The sequence below is a fragment of the Streptomyces sp. SudanB5_2050 genome (assembly GCF_964272335.1).
GTDB lineage: Bacteria > Actinomycetota > Actinomycetes > Streptomycetales > Streptomycetaceae > Streptomyces > Streptomyces rochei.
This window is the reverse complement of record NZ_OZ186760.1, coordinates 3,441,948-3,462,828: the sequence shown is the minus strand read 5'-3', so window position 1 is coordinate 3,462,828 and position 20,881 is coordinate 3,441,948. Positions and strand designations below refer to the sequence as shown.

Annotated in this window: 18 protein-coding genes and 1 pseudogene; 10 read left to right on the top strand and 9 right to left on the bottom strand. The window is 67.9% G+C overall.

What is annotated here, in order from left to right:
* Positions 1-165: 165 nt before the first annotated feature.
* The gene (locus tag ACFZP7_RS15330) at positions 166-2,817 is read right to left on the bottom strand and encodes a D-alanyl-D-alanine carboxypeptidase (RefSeq protein ID WP_385634621.1); all 2,652 of its coding nucleotides are present in this window, start codon (positions 2,815-2,817) and stop codon (positions 166-168) included.
* 189 nt (positions 2,818-3,006) lie between these two features.
* Here ACFZP7_RS15330 and ACFZP7_RS15325 point away from each other — a divergent pair, with 189 nt between their 5' ends.
* The 3 genes from ACFZP7_RS15325 (at position 3,007) to ACFZP7_RS15315 (ending at position 5,274) form a co-directional block, all read left to right on the top strand.
* Positions 3,007-3,765 (top strand): GPP34 family phosphoprotein, encoded by a 759-nt coding sequence (locus ACFZP7_RS15325; RefSeq protein ID WP_029393595.1) that lies wholly within the window; start codon positions 3,007-3,009, stop codon positions 3,763-3,765.
* A gap of 284 nt (positions 3,766-4,049) precedes the next feature.
* Positions 4,050-4,907 (top strand): helix-turn-helix transcriptional regulator, encoded by an 858-nt coding sequence (locus ACFZP7_RS15320; RefSeq protein WP_019326530.1) that lies wholly within the window; start codon positions 4,050-4,052, stop codon positions 4,905-4,907.
* 175 nt (positions 4,908-5,082) lie between these two features.
* The gene (locus ACFZP7_RS15315; protein ID WP_031016086.1) at positions 5,083-5,274 is read left to right on the top strand and encodes a DUF397 domain-containing protein; all 192 of its coding nucleotides are present in this window, start codon (positions 5,083-5,085) and stop codon (positions 5,272-5,274) included.
* Positions 5,275-5,362: 88 nt separating this feature from the next.
* Here the strand turns inward: ACFZP7_RS15315 and ACFZP7_RS15310 are convergent, their stop codons facing one another.
* The 3 genes from ACFZP7_RS15310 to ACFZP7_RS15300 form a co-directional block, all read right to left on the bottom strand.
* Positions 5,363-6,223: a MerR family transcriptional regulator gene (locus ACFZP7_RS15310; protein WP_019326528.1), complete on the bottom strand. Its 861-nt coding sequence runs from the start codon at positions 6,221-6,223 to the stop codon at positions 5,363-5,365.
* Positions 6,224-6,328: 105 nt separating this feature from the next.
* Positions 6,329-6,850: a glutathione peroxidase gene (locus tag ACFZP7_RS15305; RefSeq protein WP_385634620.1), complete on the bottom strand. Its 522-nt coding sequence runs from the start codon at positions 6,848-6,850 to the stop codon at positions 6,329-6,331.
* 234 nt (positions 6,851-7,084) lie between these two features.
* Entirely contained in the window at positions 7,085-8,101 is a 1,017-nt protein-coding gene (locus tag ACFZP7_RS15300; protein ID WP_385638455.1) for an ArsR/SmtB family transcription factor, read from the bottom strand.
* A gap of 104 nt (positions 8,102-8,205) precedes the next feature.
* Here ACFZP7_RS15300 and ACFZP7_RS15295 point away from each other — a divergent pair, with 104 nt between their 5' ends.
* A complete protein-coding gene (locus ACFZP7_RS15295; RefSeq protein WP_193516106.1) occupies positions 8,206-9,432 on the top strand; it encodes an MFS transporter in 1,227 nt (408 codons plus the stop codon).
* 176 nt (positions 9,433-9,608) lie between these two features.
* Positions 9,609-10,721, top strand: a complete 1,113-nt coding sequence (locus ACFZP7_RS15290) for a PP2C family protein-serine/threonine phosphatase (RefSeq protein ID WP_385634619.1) — start codon at positions 9,609-9,611, stop codon at positions 10,719-10,721.
* A gap of 20 nt (positions 10,722-10,741) precedes the next feature.
* On the opposite strand, the gene ACFZP7_RS15285 is transcribed toward ACFZP7_RS15290, so the two are convergent.
* The gene (locus ACFZP7_RS15285) at positions 10,742-11,443 is read right to left on the bottom strand and encodes a DUF5701 family protein (RefSeq protein WP_385638453.1); all 702 of its coding nucleotides are present in this window, start codon (positions 11,441-11,443) and stop codon (positions 10,742-10,744) included.
* Between the two features lie 74 nt (positions 11,444-11,517).
* Entirely contained in the window at positions 11,518-12,441 is a 924-nt protein-coding gene (locus ACFZP7_RS15280; RefSeq protein WP_385634618.1) for a virginiamycin B lyase, read from the bottom strand.
* A gap of 43 nt (positions 12,442-12,484) precedes the next feature.
* On the opposite strand from ACFZP7_RS15280, the gene ACFZP7_RS15275 reads away from it, so the two are divergent.
* Positions 12,485-13,177: a TetR/AcrR family transcriptional regulator gene (locus ACFZP7_RS15275; protein ID WP_385634617.1), complete on the top strand. Its 693-nt coding sequence runs from the start codon at positions 12,485-12,487 to the stop codon at positions 13,175-13,177.
* Positions 13,178-13,331: 154 nt separating this feature from the next.
* On the opposite strand, the gene ACFZP7_RS15270 is transcribed toward ACFZP7_RS15275, so the two are convergent.
* Both ACFZP7_RS15270 and ACFZP7_RS15265 read right to left on the bottom strand, forming a co-directional pair.
* Positions 13,332-13,778, bottom strand: a complete 447-nt coding sequence (locus tag ACFZP7_RS15270; RefSeq protein WP_385634616.1) for a hypothetical protein — start codon at positions 13,776-13,778, stop codon at positions 13,332-13,334.
* Positions 13,775-13,963, bottom strand: a complete 189-nt coding sequence (locus ACFZP7_RS15265) for a hypothetical protein (protein ID WP_385634615.1) — start codon at positions 13,961-13,963, stop codon at positions 13,775-13,777. The genes ACFZP7_RS15270 and ACFZP7_RS15265 overlap by 4 nt, the downstream gene beginning before the upstream one ends.
* 875 nt (positions 13,964-14,838) lie before the next feature.
* On the opposite strand from ACFZP7_RS15265, the gene ACFZP7_RS15260 reads away from it, so the two are divergent.
* The 4 genes from ACFZP7_RS15260 to ACFZP7_RS15245 all read left to right on the top strand — a co-directional run bounded on the left by ACFZP7_RS15260 (position 14,839) and on the right by ACFZP7_RS15245 (position 20,273).
* Complete coding sequence (locus ACFZP7_RS15260) at positions 14,839-16,233, top strand: N-6 DNA methylase (protein WP_385634614.1); 1,395 nt, start codon at positions 14,839-14,841, stop codon at positions 16,231-16,233.
* Positions 16,230-17,864 carry a hypothetical protein gene (locus tag ACFZP7_RS15255; protein ID WP_385634613.1) on the top strand — a complete coding sequence of 545 codons (1,635 nt, stop codon included), beginning with the start codon at positions 16,230-16,232 and terminating at the stop codon, positions 17,862-17,864. The genes ACFZP7_RS15260 and ACFZP7_RS15255 overlap by 4 nt, the downstream gene beginning before the upstream one ends.
* A complete protein-coding gene (locus ACFZP7_RS15250) occupies positions 17,865-19,409 on the top strand; it encodes an AAA family ATPase (protein ID WP_385634612.1) in 1,545 nt (514 codons plus the stop codon).
* Between the two features lie 87 nt (positions 19,410-19,496).
* A complete protein-coding gene (locus ACFZP7_RS15245; protein ID WP_385634611.1) occupies positions 19,497-20,273 on the top strand; it encodes a hypothetical protein in 777 nt (258 codons plus the stop codon).
* Positions 20,274-20,424: 151 nt separating this feature from the next.
* Here the strand turns inward: ACFZP7_RS15245 and ACFZP7_RS15240 are convergent.
* Positions 20,425-20,814 (bottom strand): annotated as a pseudogene (locus ACFZP7_RS15240) (NUDIX domain-containing protein).
* Positions 20,815-20,881: the final 67 nt, after the last annotated feature.

Sequence of the window (20,881 nt, the reverse complement as noted above, 5' to 3'; positions counted from 1 at the left end):
TCCTGATTTCGGCCGCCTTCCGTTCCCGCGACCGGCGACCTGCCCCGTTTCGTGACGCTAGCACGCACGCCCGCACCCTGGCTTGTTCCCCTCCGGGAAGCGAACACCCCCGCGGCCGGAGGGCCGCGGGGGCGGGGCGTCGGTGGGACCGGGTCGGGCGGGCCGTCAGCCCAGGCGGGTCAGCTTGTCCGTGAGGGCGGGCTCCACGAGATCCTTCTGGAGCGCCACCGGAACCTTCACCGCGCCTGCCGCGCCGCCGTCGCCCACGGTCAGGGTGCCGACCTTGGTGCCGGCGGCGGCCGTGTGCGGCACCTCGTCCGCCTCGAACGTCAGCTTCACGGTCAGGCCGGGCCAGCCGACGGCCTTGACGTCCTCGGTGGCGACGACCGGCGTCCGGCCGCCGAGTCCGTCGTCGACGTACCCGACGACGTCCCCCTTCTTCAGGATCGTCGACGACTCCAGGGTGTCCTGCGCGGCCCGGATCAGCTTGTCGCTGGAGTCCAGCGCGGCGCCGAGGATGGTGTTGTCCTTGCCGCCCGGCGGCTGGCGCACCACGGCACCGACGATGGTCCGGGTCTCGCCGCCGACCTCCTTCTTCGCCGCGAAGACGAGGTTGCCGAGCGCGGAGGTGGTGGTGCCGGTCTTGATGCCGACGACGCCGTTGTGGCCGACCAGCTGGTTCCAGTTGGAGTGGTTCTCGCCCTTGTAGTCGTCGTACGACATCTTCTGGGCCACCTCGCGGAAGGCGACCGACTTCATCGCCTCCTTGGCCAGCTTCACCTGGTCCACGGCCGTGCTCACCGTCGTGTCGTTCAGGCCCGACGGGTCGGTGTACGTGGTGTTGGTCATGCCGAGGTCCTTCGCGGCGGCGTTCATCTTCTCCACGAACGCCTTCTCCGAGCCCGCGTCCCAGCGGGCCAGCAGCCGCGCCACGTTGTTCGCGGACGCGATGAGGATGGCGTCCAGGGCCTCGCGCTGCGAGATCTTGTCGCCCGCGTACACGTGGACGGTCGACTCGTCGCCCGCGTCCGACTGCTCCTCGGCCGCCTGGTCGATCGCGATCATCGGACCGTCGGCGCCGCTCTTCAGCGGGTGGTCGCGCAGGATGACGTACGCGGTCATGACCTTCGCGACACTCGCGATCGGCACGGGCTTCTGCTCGCCGGACGATCCGAAGGTGCCGATGCCCTGCACGTCCAGCGCCGCCTGACCGCTGGACGGCCACGGGATCTCGGGCTTGCCGCCCTCGAAGGTGAAGCTCTCCCGCGCGGTGAGGTCCAGCTCCGGCGAGGGCAGCGGACGCATCGCCTGCACGATGCCGAGGATGATCACCAGGAGCAGGACCAGCGGCGTCCAGATCTTGACCCGGCGCACCGTCGTCCGCAGCGGCGTCTCCGGCGGCGGCGGGGTGTTCGTCAGCTCCGCCAGCAGGTCCAGCGGCGGCTTCGGCGGCAGCGGCTGCTGCGTCGTCCGCTCGGGCCCGACGTGCGGTACGGCGGTGGTGGTGCCGGTCCGGGGCGCCCGGGACGCCTCGGGGGGCGTGGGCGGCGTGGACGGCGCCTTCTGCGGGGGCTTGCGGGTCGCGGGGTCGTCCGGCTGCCGGAGCGCCACGAACTTGCTGGTCCGCTCGGCGTCGCTCTCGGCGTCCCGGCCGGGCTTCTTGGGCGCGGCGGCGTCGCCCAGCTTCAGCATCGTCGTGGGCTGGTCGACCTCGCGCGCGGTGGGCCGTACGGCCTTGAAGACGGCGGTCGGCTGATCGACGCCGTCCTTCCCGGAACCGGCGTCGCCGTCCCCGTCGCCGGCGCCGTCCAGGTTGCCGTCCCCGCCGTCGGCCTGCGTTCCGGCGGCCTTCTCGTCGTCGGCCTCGCGGGCACCGGCGTCCGGGCCGTCGCTGTCGGCGGCGGCGGCGTCGTCGGTGTCGGTGTCGGCGGCGTCGTCGGTGTCGGCGGCGGTGTCGTCGGTGTCGGTGTCCGGTCCGTCGGCGGCCGTACCGGCGCCGGCCGCGGTGGCGGGGCCGTCGGAGCCCTGGGAATCGGTGCCGGTGTCGTCGTCGGTGTCGTCGGCGGTGTCCCGGGGCGAGTCACCGTCGTCGTCCGTCCCGCCGTCCGGGGCCGTCCTGGCGTCACCGGACTCCGCGGAATCCGAGACGGCCTCGGAGGGCGCCTCGGCGTCCGGGTCCGCGTCGCCGTCCCCGGCGTCGGTACCGGTCTCGCTGCCGGTCTCAGTGCCGGTCCCGGTGTCGTGACCGCCCGCGTCCTCGGCCAGCTCGGTGTCCGCACCGGCGTCCTGCCGGGCCCCCTCCGTCGCCCCCGCCGCGCCCGCGGCCTCGTCGGCCCCCGCGTCCGGCGTGTCCTCGGTGTCGTCCGCCGCGTCCTCGCGCCGCGCGCTCGCGGCGGCCCGCTCCTCGGCGGTCGCCACCCACGCCGCGACGGCGTCCCTCAGCCGCCCGTCGTTCGCGGCGGCGGGACCCGTTCCCCCGTCCTCGGAGGCGTTGGCATCCGTGGCGTCACCGTCGGCGTCCTCCGCCTCGGCCTCGTCCCCGTCCCCGTCCCCGGCCCGCGCGTCGCGGACCGAGAGCACCCGGGTGGCCGTGTCCACCCCGCCACGCGACCCCGCGGCACCCGCGGACTCCCCGGACCCGGCGGACGCCGAAGACTTCGCGTCCTCCCGCGCCACGGCCAGCCGCGGATCACGCGACTCGCTCGCCCCGGTCCTGGCCTCGGGAACCGGACCCGCGCTCCCCGACGTCGGTTCTTCCGACGACTCGTGCTGCTTCGACCTGTCGGGGGACTCGCCCGCCACCGATGCCTCCTCCATGCGCCGCACGCCTCGTGTGCGCTACCGAACCCGTACCGGAACCATGTACCAGTGTCCTGTGTACGGGTGGAACCCACGCGGTAGACGAGAACGACATACCTACTGGTTCCACTACGAACCGGTCACGCACCCTCGACAGACCAATGTGAGAGGGGTCACCCTGTCTGTCATCCACGCGGGGAGGCATGGATGGGCAGGAGCCGCAGAACACTTCCGGAGGAGCTTCTGCTGCTGGCGTTGGACCCGACCACGGGTACCACCGCGCAGCCGCAGTCGCTCGACCTCGGTCTGGCCGGAGCACAGCTGGTGGAGCTGGCGCTGGCCGGACGGATAGCCCCAGACGGGGATCGTATCGCCGTGGTGGCACCACGGCCGACAGGAGATCCAACACTGGACTGCGCGTTGGAGTTGCTGCGAAGGCGCGGCGCTCCGGTACGGGCGGTCAACTGGATCGGCGGGCCCCGCCTGGGGCTGCGCCAGACCTACCTCTCGCATCTGGAGCGATGCGGCATGGTGCATGCCGTGGAGGGCCAGATGTGCGGGGTGCTGCCGACGACTCGCTACCAGGCGACGGACACGGCGATCAGCAGGGAGATCAAGGCCCGGCTGGACTCGGCGATCCGCACCGGCGTACCGCCGGACCCGCGGACCGCGGCGCTCGCCGCGCTGGCCCACGCGGTCGGCCTCGGCAAGCACCTCTACCCGGGCAACGAAGGACGCTCGTCACGGTCCCGGCTGCGGGACCTCATCCGGCACGACCCCATGGGCGGCCTGGTGGCGCACGCGGTGATGGACGTCCAGAACGGCGCGGCGGCCCAGCCACGCCGCAGCCCGGCACCGGCCGGCCGCCAGGCCGCGGGACCGGGCGCCAGGACGGCCCCGGAACCCGCCCGCGGCGTTCCGGCGCAACCGCGCCACGGATCGATGGCGCGCGTGGTCGCCCACTGACCGCTCAGCCGCACCGCACCGCCGCACCACCAGTCCCCGAGCCCGGTCACGGGAGCCGCAGGTCCGCGCGGGGCGGAGGAACCGACCGCACGTCCGGGAAGACCGGACTGCGGAAAGGTTCCGCCGCCCCGCGCGGCCATGTGTGCGGGTGGCGCCCCGAACTGGCGTGTACGCGGCGCATATCGACCGTTTCCCAGCGGTAGAAAGCACCTTGGTGGCAGTCTGCTCAGCAGCAGATACGCAAAGTGGCAAACATGAGTCACGCAGCCGGAGGTGCACGTCCCGTGGCGTCCAATGTCAATCCCACCGTCAGGCGGCGCCGGCTGGGCCAGGAGCTGCGCAGGCTCCGCGAGCTCAAGGGCATGACGGCCGAGGAGGTGGCGGAGCGGCTGCTGGTCTCGCAGTCGAAGATCAGCCGCCTGGAGAACGGTCGGCGCAGCATCAGCCAGCGTGACGTCCGCGACCTGTGCGGGGTCTACGAGGTCGAGGACCAGCGGATCGTCGACTCGCTGATGCAGATGGCCAAGGACTCGCGGCAGCAGGGCTGGTGGCACGCGTTCGGTGACATCCCGTACAGCGTCTACATCGGCCTGGAGACCGACGCGGAGTCGCTGCGGACCTACGAACCCCAGATCATCACCGGCCTGTTGCAGACCCGGCCCTACGCGGAGGCGCTGATCCAGGGCGCGTTGCCCGAGACGCCGGTCGCCGACGTGGAGAAACGGGTGCAGGTCCGGATACGGCGTCAGGAGCGCATCACCGCCGAGACCAACCCGCTGCGGCTGTGGGTGGTCCTGGACGAGGCGTGCCTGCGCCGCGTGGTGGGCGGCAAGCAGGTGATGCGCGAGCAGTTGGAGCACGTCGCCGAGATGTCGCAGCTGCCCCACATCACCGTGCAGGTGCTGCCGTTCGATGTCGGCGCCCACCCCGGCATCAACGGGCAGTACTCGATCCTGGAGTTCGCCGACACCGCCGACTCCAGCGTCGTCTACATCGAGGGCGTCACCAGCGACCTGTACCTGGAGAAGGCCCAGGACGTGCAGAAGTACACGGTGATGTACGAGCATCTGCGGGCCCAGGCGCTGAACGTGGAGCAGTCGCGGCAGCGGATCGAGGACGTGGCGAAGGAGTACGCGCGCTGACGTGGTGGCGGATGTTACATCTCTGGCACGCGGTACCGGAAGAGTCACCTGGAATATGCCACCCGGTCGGGTGAATGGCGGCTCCGGACGGCGGGGGCAGCGAGTAGCGTCGATCACGCCAAAGATCAAGTGTCATTGGCGTAAACCGCACTCAGCACTCGCCATCGGAGCAGACATGGCAATTCTTCAGGGCGCCCAGGAATCGTGGACCAAGTCCTCCTACTCCGGAGGAAACGGCGCGTGCGTCGAGGTCAAGTCGCCGGAGGTGGCGGCGCTCGCCGTACGTGACTCCAAGGTCCCCGGGGGGCCGACGCTGGCCTTCCCCGCCGACGCGTGGAACGCCTTCGTGACCTCGGTCAAGGAGTAACGGCTCCACGCACCATCCCGCAGTACCGCCGACGGAGCCCTCTCGACCAGTTCGCCGACCTTGCCGAGAGGGTTCTGTTCCGTCCGGCTCAGCCCAGGGGGAACGCCACGTCGCACACCGGGTCCCCGGGGCCCGACGCCTCCCAGTCGGCGAAGTACACCTCGCGGCACGGCCCCGCGACCGTCAGACCCCGAGCGGCGATCCACTCCTCCACCGCCTCGAACGCGGCCAGGATCTGCGGATGGGCCACCTGCGCCTTGGTGATCCGGGTGTAGGCGAGCCGCCGGGCCGGTTCCACCCGCACCCGCGTCTGCCAGGCCCGCCCCCGCTCCTCGCACCACGCCCGCGCCGCCGCCTCGTCGGCGACCGGCACGCACGACTCGGCCGGGCCGTCGCTCTCCGTCGACACCTCGGAGTGGTACACGACGAACGGCGCCGCCGTCACGCCCCCGCACTCCCGGGCCGCCTCCTCCAGCCGCCCCAGCGACGCGCCGATCCAGGCCGGCAGCTCGTCCGCCAGCGTGTGCCTCGTCTCGCTGATCACCACCTGCCCGGGTACGTCCACCGTCTCGACCACGAACTTCCGGCTCATCGCGGAACCCCTTCCCGAAAGACGTCCACGGAGGTAGTCGGCGAGCGTCCGCTGCCCGGCCACCCGGGCCTCGACCTCGGACCAGTAGGCGTCCAGCAGCTCGGCGCCGCCGGGCCCGTCCGCGCGCACCACGTCCGCGACCCGCGCCAGCGGCATGTCCAGCTGGCGCAGCAGGGCCACGAGGCGGGCACGCTCGATCTGGCCGGTGCGGTAGTAGCGGTAGCCGGTGACCTCGTCCACATGGTCGGGCACCAGCAGGCCCATGCGGTCGTAGAGCCGAAGGGCCTTGGCCGAGAGCCGGGCCCGCGCGGCGAACGCCCCGATGGTCAGCGGTCGGTCGTCGTCCCGGTCGTCCACGCCGTCGTCCTCCGTGCCGTCATCCTCCGTCGCCGGGCGGACCGTCCGCCCGGCGACGACGACGTTCGGGCCTGCCCCAGGGGCAAGGTCAAGCGGTCCGTGCCCTCAGCCGGCGAGCCGTGCCTCCACGGCCGCCACGACCTCGGCCGCCTCCGGCTCGGTCTGCGGCGAGAACCGGGCGGCGACCTTGCCGTCCCGCCCGATCAGGAACTTCTCGAAGTTCCAGCGGATGTCCCCGCTGTGCCCCTCGGCGTCCGCGAAGCCCGTCAGCCGGTCGTACAGCGGATGCCGGCCCGCGCCGTTGACCTCCACTTTCTCGGTCATCGGGAAGGTGACGCCGTACGTCGCCGAGCAGAACTCGGCGATCTCGTCGGCGCTGCCCGGCTCCTGCCCCATGAACTGGTTGCACGGCACGCCGAGCACGGTGAACCCCTGCTCCGCGTACCGCTCGTGCAGCCGCTCCAGGCCGGCGTACTGCGGGGTGAGCCCGCACTTGGAGGCCACGTTGACCACCAGCACGACCCGGCCCGCGTACTGGGAGAGATCCGCCGAACCGCCCTGGAGGGCGCCGATCTCGACGTCGAGGGGGAGGTTGTCGTCGCTGCGTGCGTTCTGTGAGGTCGTCATGGGCGGATGCTAGCCCCGCGACGTGTCACACCCCTCGCCCGCCCGCCTCCGCCCGCCCTCCCGCGCGCCTCCGCCTTCCCGTGCGCCGTCTTCCCGCGCGGGGTCCTCCCGCGTGCCGCCGTCCGTCCGTGCGCCGTCTCCTGACGTGCCGCCCTCCCACGTGCCGCCCTCCCACGTGCCGCCCTCCCGCGCGCCGACCTCCCACGGGCCGCCGTCTCCCCGCGCGCCGACCTCCTACGGGCCGCCGTCTCCCCGCGCGCCGCCCTCCTCCCGCGCCCCGGCCGCCCCCGGCCCGCTCGCCTCGATCAGCACCTCCCCGGCCGCCGTCCGCGAGTACAGCACCGACCGCCCCGCTCGCCGCCGCTCCACCAGCCCCGCCTCCAGCAGCACCCTCAGGTGCCGCCCGACCGAACCGAGCCCCTGACCGGTCACCCCGACCAGCTGGCTGGTGCTCATGGGGGAGCCGAGCAGCGTCAGCACGCCCGCGCGGGCCGGCCCCAGCAGCGCGCCGAGGGCGGCGGGCACGCGTCGGACGCCGTCGTCCGCGAGCACGCCCGTGCACGGGTAGACCACCGCGTACCGCTCGGGCTCCTCCCAGCTCACCCACCCGCGCCGCTGCGCGGTGACCGGTACGAGGACCAGCTCGGCGCCGGACAGATCGCGGGGCGGGTAGGGGTTCGCGTTGATCTGGAGCCTGCCGTCGCCGAGCCAGCGGGTGCCGGGCCGCAGCGCGTCCAGCACGGCCGCCCAGCCGCCCCGGCTCACCCGCGCGGTCCGCGCGACGACATCGGCCTCCAGCACCCGGCGGCGCCGGTCCCAGTCGGGCCGTACCGCCTCGGTCCACACGTCCTCCAGCAGCGCGGCGGCCCGCGCGGGCAGGTCGTCGCGGTCCAGGTCGGCGGGGAGCGGGCCCCCGAGGGAGACGGCCAGGTCGGCGCGCGCCTGGTCGGGGCGGGTGGCCCGGACCCGGGCGACGCCCTCCTCGAAGCCCTCGCCCTCGCGCGGAGTGGGGGTGAGGAAGTCGGCGATCCACCCGCGGCCGAGGCCCGCCCGGACGAGCAGCGCGGTCACCGGGTCACCCGCCAGCCGGCGCCGGTGCGCGGGCAGGTGGGCGTCGAGCCAGGCCCGCTCGCCCGGGTGCGCGGCCACACCGGAGTGCAGCAGCTTCAGGCACGCGAAGGTCTCGGCGAGCGGCGAGACGACGAAGCGGCTGCGGGCGAGCGTGTCGGCGTTCACCTGCCACCAGCCCATACGGCCCCCGTCCCGCGGTTCCGTCCACGCGACGTGGCCGCCGCGACGTTTCGCCTCCACGCGAAACAGTAACGGCGGCCCGCTCCCCGCCCGAGACTCCCCGCATGCCGGACACCTCACGCACCAGCTACACCGCCCTCTTCGGGACCCCCGAATTCCGCCCGCTCTTCCTCTCCTCCGCCGCGGGCGTCGCCGCCCGGACCGTCGGCGGACTGGCGCTCGGCACGCTGGTGTTCCGGGCGACCGACTCACCGCTGCTGTCCGCGCTGAGCATGTTCGGGCCGGCGCTCGCCCAGGTGGCGGGCGCCACCCTCTTCCTCTCCGGCGCCGACCGGCTGCCACCGCGCGCGGCCCTGACGGGTCTCTCGCTGGCCTTCGCCGTCACCACCGCCGCCCTCGCGCTGCCCGGCCTGTCGGTCCCGGCGATGCTCGCCGTCGTCCTCGTCCAGGGCCTGATCGCCTCCGTCGGCGGCGGGGTCCGCTGGGGCCTGCTGCACGAGATCCTGCCCGAGGGCGGCTACCTGACGGGGCGTTCGCTCTTCAACATGATGCACGGGCTGACGCAGATCGCCGGCTACGCGGCCGGCGGATTCCTGGTGGCCGTGCTGTCACCGCGCCTGTGCCTGCTGCTCGCCGCCGGCCTGTACGGCGCGGCGGCCGGACTCACCCTGCTGCTGTCCCGCCGCCCGCCCCGTGCCGCCGGCCGCCCCTCCGTGACCGCCACCCGGCGCGCCAACGCCCGGCTGTGGTCCGCCCGGCCGCGCCGCCACGTCTACCTCGCGCTGTGGATTCCCAACGGCTTGATCGTCGGCTGCGAATCCCTGTACGTCTCCTACGACCCCGGGTCCGCGGGCACGCTCTTCGCCTGCGCCGCGCTCGGCATGCTGGCCGGGGACATCACGGTCGGCCGCCTGCTGCCACCCCGGTTGCGCCCCCGCCTGGGCGTCCCGCTGCTGGTGCTGCTGGCCGCCCCCTACCTCGCCCTCTTCCTGCGCCCGCCGCTGCCGGTGACGGCCGTACTGGTCGCCGTGGCCTCCGTCGGCTTCGGCGCGAGCCTGGTGCAGCAGGAGCGCCTGGTGGCTCTCACCCCGGACGACCTGACCGGGCACGCCCTCGGCCTGCACTCCGCCGGGATGCTGACGGCGCAGGGCCTCGCCGCGGCCCTGGCGGGCACGGTCGCCCAGTTCACCTCCCCGGCGACGGCGATGACCGCGACCGCCCTCGCCTCCCTCGCGGTGACGCTCACCCTGACGGTGGCGAGCCGACGGGACGCGGGGGCGGACGGCGGACTGCTGCCGCGACCGGCGGCGCGGGACGCGCGGGCCGCGTGACGACCGGCGTCGCGGGCGGGGCGCGGGAACGGGCCGGGTCCCGTCGCCTCTCGATTGGATTAAGGACCGCTCGGCGACTCCTGCGCGATCAGACCCTTGCATAGGCTAAGAGATCGGGGAGGGACGCCTGAGAACAGGAGAGGGCGACTCTTGAGCGCCGCCACACCGGAGTAGTCATGACCGTGAAGAAGTCGCCGTCCGGTTCCACGATGCTGGCCTGGACGCCCGTCGCGGTCATGACCGTGGTCGCCGTCGTCGACCTCACGGTCGGGCCGGACGTGGGACTGCTGCCGCTGGTGTCGCTGGGGCCGGCGTTCGCGGGACTGGTCGGCGGCTGGCGGCGTACGGCGGTGATCGGGCTGGTCGCCCTGCTGCTCTGCGTGGGCCTTGGCCTCTACAACGGGCTCTTCGACCGGCCCCGCGGCTACACCGCCATGGCGTCGGTGGCCGGCGTCACCGGCGTCGGCATCGCGGCGGCCGTGATGCGCTCGCGCCGGGAGCGGGAGCTGGCCAGCGTGCGGTCGATCGCGGAGGCGGCGCAGCGGGTGCTGCTGCGCCCGGTGCCGCTGACCGCGGGCCCGCTGCAGGCGGCCGTCTCGTACACCTCGGCGCTCGCCGAGGCCCGGATCGGCGGCGACCTGTACGAGGTGGTGGCCTCGCCGCACGGCGTCCGGGTGATCGTGGGCGACGTCCAGGGCAAAGGCCTCGGGGCGGTGGAGACGGCGGCGCGGGTCCTCGGCGCCTTCCGGGAGGCGGCGTACGACGAAAAGGACCTGGTCAGGCTCGGCGAGCGGCTGGAGCGCAGCGTCGCCCGGGAGCTGGAGGACGAGAAGTTCGTGACCGCGATCCTCGCCGAGATCGGCCACGACCACCGGGTCGTCCTCCTCAACTACGGCCACCCCGCCCCGATGGTCGTCCACCGCGACGGCACCGCCGACTTCCCGGAGCCGCCCGTCTACGCCCTCCCGCTGGGCCTGTCCGCCCACGGCGGCCCCGGTCCGGAACCCTTTCCGGTGCCGTTCGTCCCCGGCGACCAACTGCTCCTCTACACCGACGGCGTCACCGAGGCCCGCGACGAGGAGGGCGGCTTCTACCCGCTCGCCGAGCGCGCCCACCTCCTCGAGGAACCCGACGTGCACCGCGCGCTGGACGCCCTGCGCGAGGACCTGGTCCGGCACGCGGCGGGACCGCACCACGACGACGCGGCGATGCTGCTGCTGCGCTACCAGGGCCACGGCGGCGCGGGCGCCACCGCCGAGGCGGCGACCGTCGCCGACCCGGCCCGCTGACGGGCGGGTCCGGGCGCGGCTCAGACGCCCCGGCCGCCCGCGGAGGCCATCCCGAGCCAGGTGTGCGGGTTGCCGGCCCAGCACCAGCCGAGCTTCGGGGCCTTCTGACTGATCCAGAGCGCCGGGACCCGCCGGTCGCCGGACCGGGACCCGCCGAGCGAGAAGCACTTGTTCTTCACCAGGACCTGGGGGACGTGCGTCAGCAGCGCGACGCCCTCCTCGATGGTGAGCAGGGTGCGGCCCCGTTCCGCGACGGCGGCCATCGCGTCGTTCGGCACCGCGCCGCAGAACTCCTCCCCGCGCTCGACGTCGAACAGCAGGTGGACGCCGTCCCGCCCGGGCGGCGCGGCCTCCTCGGTGGCGACGAACCGCTCCAGGGAGCCCGGCTCGAAGCTGCGGTCGACGAAACCGGGCAGCTTGCCGCCGTGCAGGGTGGTCAGTTCCATGGTCCGCTCGACCGGCACGAGGGCGCGGGTGACGACGAGGACGAACGGCACCCGCCCGGTCGCGGCCGGATCGTACGGGCCGTCCGCCGGGGCGCCCACCCGCTCCACGGCCGTCGCGCGCAACGGCGCCACCAGCTCGGCGAACTCCTCGGGGGAGCGGCCGGCGAGGGCCGGGTAGCCGAGGGCGGTGAGCGTGCGGACCTGCCGGTCGAACTCGGCACCGGCGTCCCGGACGGGAAGGCCGTCGGAACCGGCAGTGCTCTTGCGGTCGGTCACCTGCGGTTCTCCTTCGTCGCGGGTCTCCGCGATGGACTCGATCTCTGCCGGGCGTCGGCGTTCGCCGGGGTCGGTCACGCGGTGACCTCGATCCTGGCCAGCGAGCCGGTCTCCAGGGCGCACCACAGGGCGCCGTCGTGCGGGGCGATCCCGTGCGGTTCGCAGTCGGGGCGGGAGAGCGCGTACGAGGAGACCTGCCCGTCGACGGTGATCCGCCCGACCCGGCCGCTGCCCCACTCGGTGAACCACATCGCCCCGTCGGGCCCGGCGGTGACGGCGTGCGGCCGGCACGCCGGGTCGGGCAGCGGGTACTCGGTGATCTCGCCGTCGACGGTGATCCGGCCGATGCGGCCCGCTCCGATCTCCGTGAACCACAGGGCGCCGTCCGGCCCCGCCGCGATGCCGACCGGCGCCGCGCCCGCGGTCGGCAGGGGGTGGACGGCGCCGGTCCCGTCGGGGTCGAGCCGCCCGATCGCGTTCCCCTGGTTGAGGGTCATCCACAGCGCGCCGTCCGGGCCCGCCGTGATGGCGGACGGGAAGGCGCCCGGCGCCGCGTACTCGGTGATCTCGCCGTCCATGGAGACGCGGCCGACCCGGTCGACGGCGGACAGCGTGAACCACATCGCCCCGTCCGCCCCGGCGGCGATGCCGAACGGCCCGCCCTCCGGCGTCGGCGGCACGAAGGCGGAGCAGGAGCCGTCGGACGTGATCCGCCCGATGCGGTGCGTCCGGTACTCGGTGAACCACATCGCCCCGTCGGGCCCCGCCGCGATGAGCGTCGGCCCGGCCCCGACCGGGTGGACGCTCACCTTCCCGTCCCCCGGGTCCCGGCGGGCGACGGCGCCCTGATGGACGAGCGTGAACCACAGGGCCCCGTCCGGCCCTTCCGCGAGCGCGTAGGGCCCGGCATCCGGACCGCTGACGCCGAACTCCCTGGAAACTACGGACACTTCTCCCGATTCATTCATCAGAGGTAACGTTACGCCGACGCTACACATACCATCAACATATTTTTACCACCGACGTAAGAAGCCCCACCCCATGGACGAGACCCAGATCGCTCCCCCTCCGAACGCCCCCGCCCCCGCTCCCGCTCCCGCTCCCTCCTCCTCGGGCCTGCGCGAGACCAAGAAGCGTGAGACGCGCCGGCTCATCTCCGACCGGGCGACCGAGCTGTTCATCGAGCAGGGCTTCGAGCGCACGACGATCGCGGAGATCGCCGACGCCGCCCGGGTCGCCAAGAAGACGGTGACGAACTACTTCCCGCGCAAGGAGGACCTGGCCCTCGACCACCAGGACGAGTTCGTCGCCACGCTGGCCGACACCGTCGCCGCGCGCGCACCGGGCGAGACCGTACTGGCCGCCCTGCGCCGCGCCTTCCTGGCCTCCGTGGCGTCCCAGGACCCCGTCGCGGGCTTCGCCGGCCCGGCCTTCACCCGCATGATCGCCGACAGCCCCACCCTCACGTCCTGCCTGCGCGGCCTGCACGACCGACGGGAGGAGGCCCTGGCCGAGGCGCTGGCCGAGGACACCGCCGCCCCGCCCGGCGACATCACGCCCCGCACGGTCGCCGCCCTGCTCGGCGGAGTCCACCGCGTCCTGTTCACCCGCATCCAGGAACTGACCGCGGCGGGCCACACCAACCCGGAGATCGCCCAAGTGCTGGAGGATGAGGCCCACCACGCCTTCGACCTCCTCGAACCGGCCCTCCGGGACTACGGCCGCCGCCCCTGAGTGGCTGCTGAGCCGCGTGGAGCTGAGCGGTGCGTGGTCAGACCCGCCCGAGGTCGATCTCCACCGGGAAGGGGGCCGCTGCCTTGAGGACGCCGGCGAACACGTCTCCATGGGAGCCGGCGAGTCGTCGGAGTGAAGTGGGGGCGGCGTCCCGTCAGACCTTCTCGACTCGCACGGAGTGTCCGGCGAGGAGCTGATTCATGTCGTCGGTGTCGGAGGTGAAGACGGTCGCCTCAGCTCCCTGTGCGGCTTCTTGCCCGGCCACGGCCGGCAAGATCGCGTCGATGGCGTACTTGTGCCCATGCAGGCCGGCTGTCTTCAGCATGTCGCGCGCCATGGCGATCACCTGGTCGTCCGTGTGCACGACGCGGATCCGGGACAGCGTCCAGTTCCACAGGGCCTGCCTCGGCGCTTCGCGAGGGTCCCATGCCTCCAAGGTCGTGAGCGCCGAGGTGACGATCGGGATGTCGAGCCGTGGAGCCGTCTTGATCAGCGCTGCCATCTCCCGATCGCCCTGAACCGCCTTGGAGAGAGCCTCGGAGTCGAACACGAAGACGCGCTGTCGCGGCCGATGCAGCCTCGCCTGGGCGGTGCGGCTCACGCGGCCTTGTCCGAATCTGACCGCTGCTCGTCATGCCAGCCGTCAATGGCGGCGATGCGGTCCAGCGCTGCCTGCTGCTCGTCGTCCGTCACGGCGCCGTGCTCTTCCTCAAGGCGCCCGGCCAGCTCGCGCAGTCGGTCCATGGCGTCCTGGTGAGCGGCGGCGGCCGCAATGTAGCCGGACACCCCTGTGCCGTTAACCAGAGCAAGCCACGACGGCCGGCAGGTTGTGACGGCGCCTGAGCCCTTAGCTTGGGAAGCTTGGGCCTTACAGGGGTAGTCGCTGGGCTGAGCTGCGGCGGAGCAGCTACGCCACCTGACTGGCCGGCGCTCTGGTCCCCGCCATTCCCCGTGGTTCCCCGCACGATCAGGCCCGCACGTGGCACGCGCACTCCGTCCCGGAACAGCGTGGGAGAAGTCTGGGTCCCGTGTGCCTGAGCCTCAGCCAACGAATGTCAGCCACGACGGCGGGTGCGGCGGTCGATCAAGCACGCGTATGCCACGTCACCCACCACCAGAACCTCAGACACGCTGCTTGATGTCGTCCGTCGGCGGCGGAAGCGTGGCAGTGAGGCCTTGGGCAGTGACCGCCTCGTCCCGAAGCAACGGGCGAGGGCGCTGCGAGTGTCCCTCACTGCGCTGATGGTACTTAGCGTCCAAGCATGTTCGCTGATATTCAATGGGCGTTGTCACGTGGGACATTGCTCAGTCAGGTGCGCCCTGCCCCTGCCTGGATGTCAGCTCGGACAGACGTCTGCCTTGGTCCGAAGCCTCCAGGCTGGCTGGCACGAAGGTCATCTGCTTACAGATGGGCGCCGAGGGCGAGGCAGGCCACAGCAGAGCATCATGCAGAGGAGGGCAGCCACACAGACAACCGGCCCCCGCGACCAGCCAAGCGGGATGGTCGCGGGGCCCTAGTCACTCCAGCCAGAGCCCCCCGGCAGGATGCGAACCCGCGCACAGAGCCCACGTGCAAGGCGATACACCGATCTCAACGTCAGTTGCCCACGGAGTGGATACTCCTAGGTAGGCTAGGCCACCACCAACCTAAGGATGCGACTATGCAGGACACTTCGGATGTGACCCGGAGGCTTTGGGCTCTGTGCGGAGTGCTGAGAAATGAAGGTGTGACCTACCACGAGTATTTGAACGAACTTACATATTTGCTTTTTCTCAAGCTCGCCCAGGAACTCGAAATGGAAAACAGGATCCCGGGCGACTGCCGTTGGGGCGAACTTAGCGAATGTTCCCCGGACAGTATTCTTTCTCGGTACGCCGAAATCCTGCATAATCTCGGTGCCGCAGACGATGAAGTCGTCCGAACCATCTTTGCAGATTCGAAAACCGGCATCAATTCCGGCGAATCACTCATGCAGCTAGTTCAGGGCATCGAGGATATTGATTGGTATCGAGCGCGACAAAATGGCCTTGGTGATGTCTACGAAGGGCTGATTCAAAAAAACGCGCAGGAGTCTCGTTATGGTGCTGGCCAGTACTTCACACCTCGACCAGTGGTCGAGGCGCTTGTTCAAGTAACCGCGCCAAACAATGATGACGTGGTATACGACCCTGCCGCAGGTACTGGTGGCTTCCTAGTAGCCGCAGGCTTGGGCGCCGCGACCGGCCACACTTCGCCTCCCAAATTGGTTGGTATCGAGTTGGTCCGGGATGTGCAGCGTATGGCGCTAATGAACCTTCTGCTGCACGGACTCGAGGGTAAGATAATTCTCGGGGATGCTTTGCATCAGGATGTGGACGAGAACGGCTACTCGGTAATCCTCACGAATCCACCCTTTGGCGCAAAGGGTGCTCTAACCGCAGAGCAGAATGAGAGGCTCGAGTACCAAACCTCGAACAAACAGTTGGCGTTCTTGCAGCATGTATACCAGAACCTTTCTGAGGGAGGGCGTGCTGCGATTGTCGTACCTGACAACGTCCTGTTCGAGGGCGGGACGGCCGCCGCTGTACGGACCAAGCTGCTAGAAAGCAACAGAGTCCACACCATTCTGAGTCTGCCGACAGGCATCTTTTATGCCACTGGCGTCAAGACTTCAGTGCTATTTTTTTGCGCTGATGGCACCACCGAAGAAACCTGGTTCTATGACTTGCGTTCCGGTCAGACGAGCTTCGGTAAGAGAAGGCAGCTACTGGCTAGCGACCTGAACGAGTTTGTCTCAGCCTATGGCTCCGATCCGTTCGGAAGGAGCCCTCGCATTGAGACGGACCGGTTCAAGCGTCTAACCCGGGAAGAACTCACAGCGGGCGGCGATCGTCTGGACTTCGCTCATGTGAGGTATACCGACAGGCCGATAGGTTCAAGCAGTATTATTGATCTCCTCGATGACACCAGAAGCCTGCGTGAGGAACTCGATAGTGCTTTGTCTGGAATCTCTGAAATTGAGAAGATCCTTACTCGTCACTTTCAGGACCGCGAAGGGGAGACGCTCGGACTATGATGATTCCAGACGCTTTCCCCGAGGCATGGCGCTTCTGCCTGGTGAAGGAAGCCGGCGAGACCCTGGTTGGCCAGCAACGCTCACCAGAGACTACGAGTGGCCCAGCAGATGACCTGAGGCATTATCTCCGTGTTGCGAACGTTCGCGATGATGCGCTAGATCTACAGGATCTAGCAGAAATGAGCTTCGATTCTGCGGCCAGAGAAAGGTACAGGCTTGTAGACGGAGACATCCTCCTATGTGAGGGGCAGAGTCGTGAGCTGGTGGGGCGAGCGGCGATGTATCGATCCGAACCTGATGAGCTGTACTTCCAGAACACGCTTATCAGGTTCCGTGCTCACCGTGAGATTCTGCCGGAATTTGCACTTCTGGTATTTAGGGCGTATCAGCACGCAGGTGTCTTTGCGGAGATCGCCAAAGCTACTACCAATATTGCTCACCTCGGACTTCGGCGCTTCCAGGAGTTGCCTTTCCCGCTGCCTCCTCGGATCACCCAAGAGGCAATCGTTGATTGCGCCCGCGACATACAGAGTTCTATCGATGACGCTCTCACGGCGATGAGCAACATCATTGACAGAGCAATCGGGCTTCCGGGGAAAGCAAGAGACCTCCTAATCTTGGAGGGAGCGGAACTTGGAGAGCCTGGCAAGGTAGATCCGAATGCGCAAGTAACTTGGCGACAAGCGGCAGACGTTGTGGCTGAAGATTCACCCATTGTCTATGGGATTCTTCAACCCGGGCCTGATATCGATGACGGTTCCGGTATTCCGTATGTTCGCGGCCAGGACTTGCAAGACGGTTTCATTTTGCAAGATCAGCTCAGGAAGACATCACAATCGATTGCTCAGCGATATGAGAGGTCATCGTTGCTGCCGGGTGATGTGCTGCTCGGCATCATCCGTAGCCTACGTGTTGCCGTAGTACCGCAGGAGCTAGGCGGGGCAAATATCACACAGGGAACTGCCCGGATAAGACCGAGCGCGCATGTGGATAGTGACTACCTAGCGCATTGGCTATCAAGCTCGGCAGCACAGGGATGGTTGCGAAGTCGACTGCGCGGTATCGATATGCCTGGGTTGAATCTTCGGGATGTTAGGCAGTTGCCTGTGCCAGTACGGGATCTGAGTACTCAGCGACAGATCGCCGAGGCCTTGAATGAGGTGACCGCGGCCCAACAGAGTGTCCTCAGGGATGCGCAAAGCGCCACCGGCCAGCTCCAAGGACTGGAGCGCGAACTCACGGGATCCTGTGCTTTCGGAGAGATGGCCAGGTGGATTACGCGGCGGACAGCGGGCGACGAGAGTGAGTCATTGTCTTCACTCATCTTGACCAAAGTAAAGGAAACGGCTGCAAAGCAGCGCAACAAGCCTGCTTCTAGATCGCGGCGGCAATCCAGCAAGAATAGGAGTAAGCGCATTAGTCTCAAATCCAGCACCACTCCGGAAGAGATTCTAGCTGTACTGCAGGAGGCTTCGGGTCCTCTGGACCCAGAGCACCTATTCCGGCAGCTTTCCCTTGCTGATAGTGCTGTTGATAGCTTCTACGCTGCGTTGCGTGAGCTGAAGCAGTTGCGTCGGCTCGAAGTAGCACGACCGAACGACACGGATGTCAAGATTTCGGTGGCAGAATAGATGCGCATCACACGTGTGAAAGTAGAGTCGTTCAAGAATCTGCAGGACTTCGAGATCCACCTTGACGAAAATGCCGCTGTTTCTGTACTAGTAGGTCGTAATGGCAGCGGAAAGTCCAACCTTCTTGAAGCTTTGACGATAATCTTTCGTGACATTGACCTTGGGCGGCGGCCCGATTTCGTGTTCGAGTTGGATTATCTGATCAAAGGAAGTGCGGTTTCCATCTCCTCGGAGCGGTCGCGAACTGGGCACAGTGTCAAATGCCATGTAAACGGCCGCTCGATGAGTTTCACAAAATTCTCGGGAAAGGACGGTCGAGAGTATCGTCCCCAGCATGTGTTCGGCTACTATTCTGGCCCGAGCAATCGTCTTGAAGAGCATTTCATTCCTCATCAGGAGCGCTTCTACAAGGATCTCATCGACGGCATCGAAAGGCCCTTGCGGCCTCTTTTCTATGCGCGCAATGTACACTCGAACTTCGTTCTCCTAGCCTTCTTTTTGGATGAAGATCCTGTAGTTCTGCGGTTGCTGCGTGACCATCTGGGTATCGAGGACCTGGACTCAGTGCTTTTTGAAATGCAGAAGCCCTCATGGCCCGGCAAAAACGGCGATGAACGTTTTTGGAACGCGCGCGGCACGGTCAGAGCATTACTCGATCGCCTCTACCGTCTCTCGCTAGCGCCAATGAGGCTGGAACGCAAGATAAGAACGGGGTTGGCCCGATCTTCGCAAACGGAGCACCTCTACCTTTACCTTGAGAGCCTCTCGGAAGCCAAAGAGCTTAGGGCCGGGTACGCGAGCAATGGAGACTTCTTCAAGGCTCTCGAAAGCACTTACATCTCTGAACTAATTCATGACGTACGCATCAGGGTGAGAACCTCTAGGTCGTCTTCTCCTCTCACGTTCCGGGAGTTGAGCGAGGGGGAGCAGCAGCTTCTTCTTGTCCTGGGATTGATGAGATTCACACGCGAGGAAGAGTCCCTGTTTCTTCTGGATGAGCCTGACACACACCTAAACCCGGCCTGGAGCGTGCAATACCGGAAGTTCCTGGGGGAATTTGGTGGGCTTGACGATGGTTGTCAGGTCCTGATGGCGACCCATGACCCGCTCGTTGTAGCGGGCCTCCTTAGACAGGATGTCCGCATTCTTGAGCGCCATGGCGACGGTCGCATAACAGCTGTCGAGCCGTTGGAGGACCCTCAGGGGATGGGGGTTGGAGCGCTCCTAACGAGTGACGTTTACGGATTGAGGTCCCAACTCGACCTCGAGACGCTCGACAAGCTAGATGAAAAGCGACTGCTGTCCGCTCGTCCTGACGACCAATTGACTCCGGAGGAACAGGACAGGCTTAACCAGCTCGGGAATGAACTTAGGCATCTCGGTCTTTTGATGGAAGACAGAGACCCGGAGTTTCAGGCCTATCTGAAAGCCAAGTCGGCGAGTCAAACGACACAGCATCCTCTTGCTTTTACGCGAGAGCAGGTCGAGGAGAACTTCGAAGACGCTGTGGCGCTATTGAATGAGATCGAAGAACAGGAAGACTAGTACTGTCGGGGGCGGTTCTTGATTTTCATTGATCGGCAGGAAGTTATCGCCCGCCTTCCAGAAGGGTGGAAGGCTAAGGCGAAGAGCGTGACCGATGAGTTGCGGGAAGCTGATGGGGCAGCGGCAAGGAAGAAGATTATCGACGATAATCAGGAACTTTGGCGCAGCATCAAGGGAGTCTTGGCGGCCGTTGGGCACCAGAAGTGCTGGTATTGCGAGTCAGCCGATATAAGGTCAGATAATGCGGTTGACCATTTTAGGCCGAAGGGAAGCGTTTCCGGTGCGAGTAAGGAAGGGTACTGGTGGCTGGCATTCGATGTCCGAAACTATAGATTCGCCTGCACTTACTGCAATAGTCGGCGCCATGGGGAGGGTGGGACAACTGGGGGTAAGGCTGACTTCTTTCCCTTGGCTGCGGGCTCTCGCAGAGCAGACAGCCACTTAGTTTCAATATCCGTCGAAATCCCGATGCTCCTCGATCCGTGCGATCAGTTCGACGTCACAGCTCTCTGGTTTGATGAGACGGGCCAAGTGAACGTGAATCCCGATGCGGAAGCATTGGAAGAGAACGTACCTGACCGTGTAGCTGTATCGCGTGCTCTGTATCATCTAGATCATGTAAGGCTTATCGAAGCACGGAAGCGTATCTTCCTGGAGGTGCTTCAGATGTGCGATCGGGCGGACGAGGCGCTTGTGGCCTACAAAGAGACGCAAAATGTCATGGCGCGAAGTATTTTCCACGATTCGATTAATGCTCTTAGGAGGATGAAGAAGGAGGACGCGCCTTACTCTGCTGTGGCTAAGTGTGCGGTTAGGGGCTATCGCCGTAGTAGCCCCTCTGCCAAACTCATCGCTGAAGCTTGATAGGCGCATCGGGTTTGGCCCGTGATCCGCCCGCTCTGAGGCCAAGCACGATCGTGCGCCGTACGTTGCTTTGTAACTCGGGCAGGCGCGTCCGGCGGCCGGGCCGCGCGCGGTGAGCGGAGCGAGCCGCCTTGATGATGGAGAGAAGGTTTTATCCCGTTGGGATGAGGTGCTTCCCGTCGTGGCTGCGGACGTGGGGGCCGTTGCCGTCCAAGGCATCCAGGAGCCTGACTGCGTAAACCTCGGTCATGCGCTCGCTGACCTCGTCCGGAGTGAGCCAGGAAACGGCGGTGGACTCGCTGGAGGTGCGTTCGGTTCCGCCGGAGGGCTTGCAGCGGAAGACCAGGGCGACGACGCCTCGGGTCATGTTCTTGTAGGCGCCGGTGAGTTCGTCCACCTCGACGTGGATGCCGGTCTCTTCCAGGACCTCGCTGGCCACGCCGGCCTCCGGGGCCTCGTCGAGTTCGAGCACGCCGCCGGGGAGCTTTCAGGTGCCGTTGTCGGCTCGGCGGATCGCCAGGAGGCGGCCGTCCTCGCGCACTACTACTCCGGCTACGGACACAGAGTGCAGGGGGACGGCCTTGCTTCCCGTAATTGACTCATGCAGA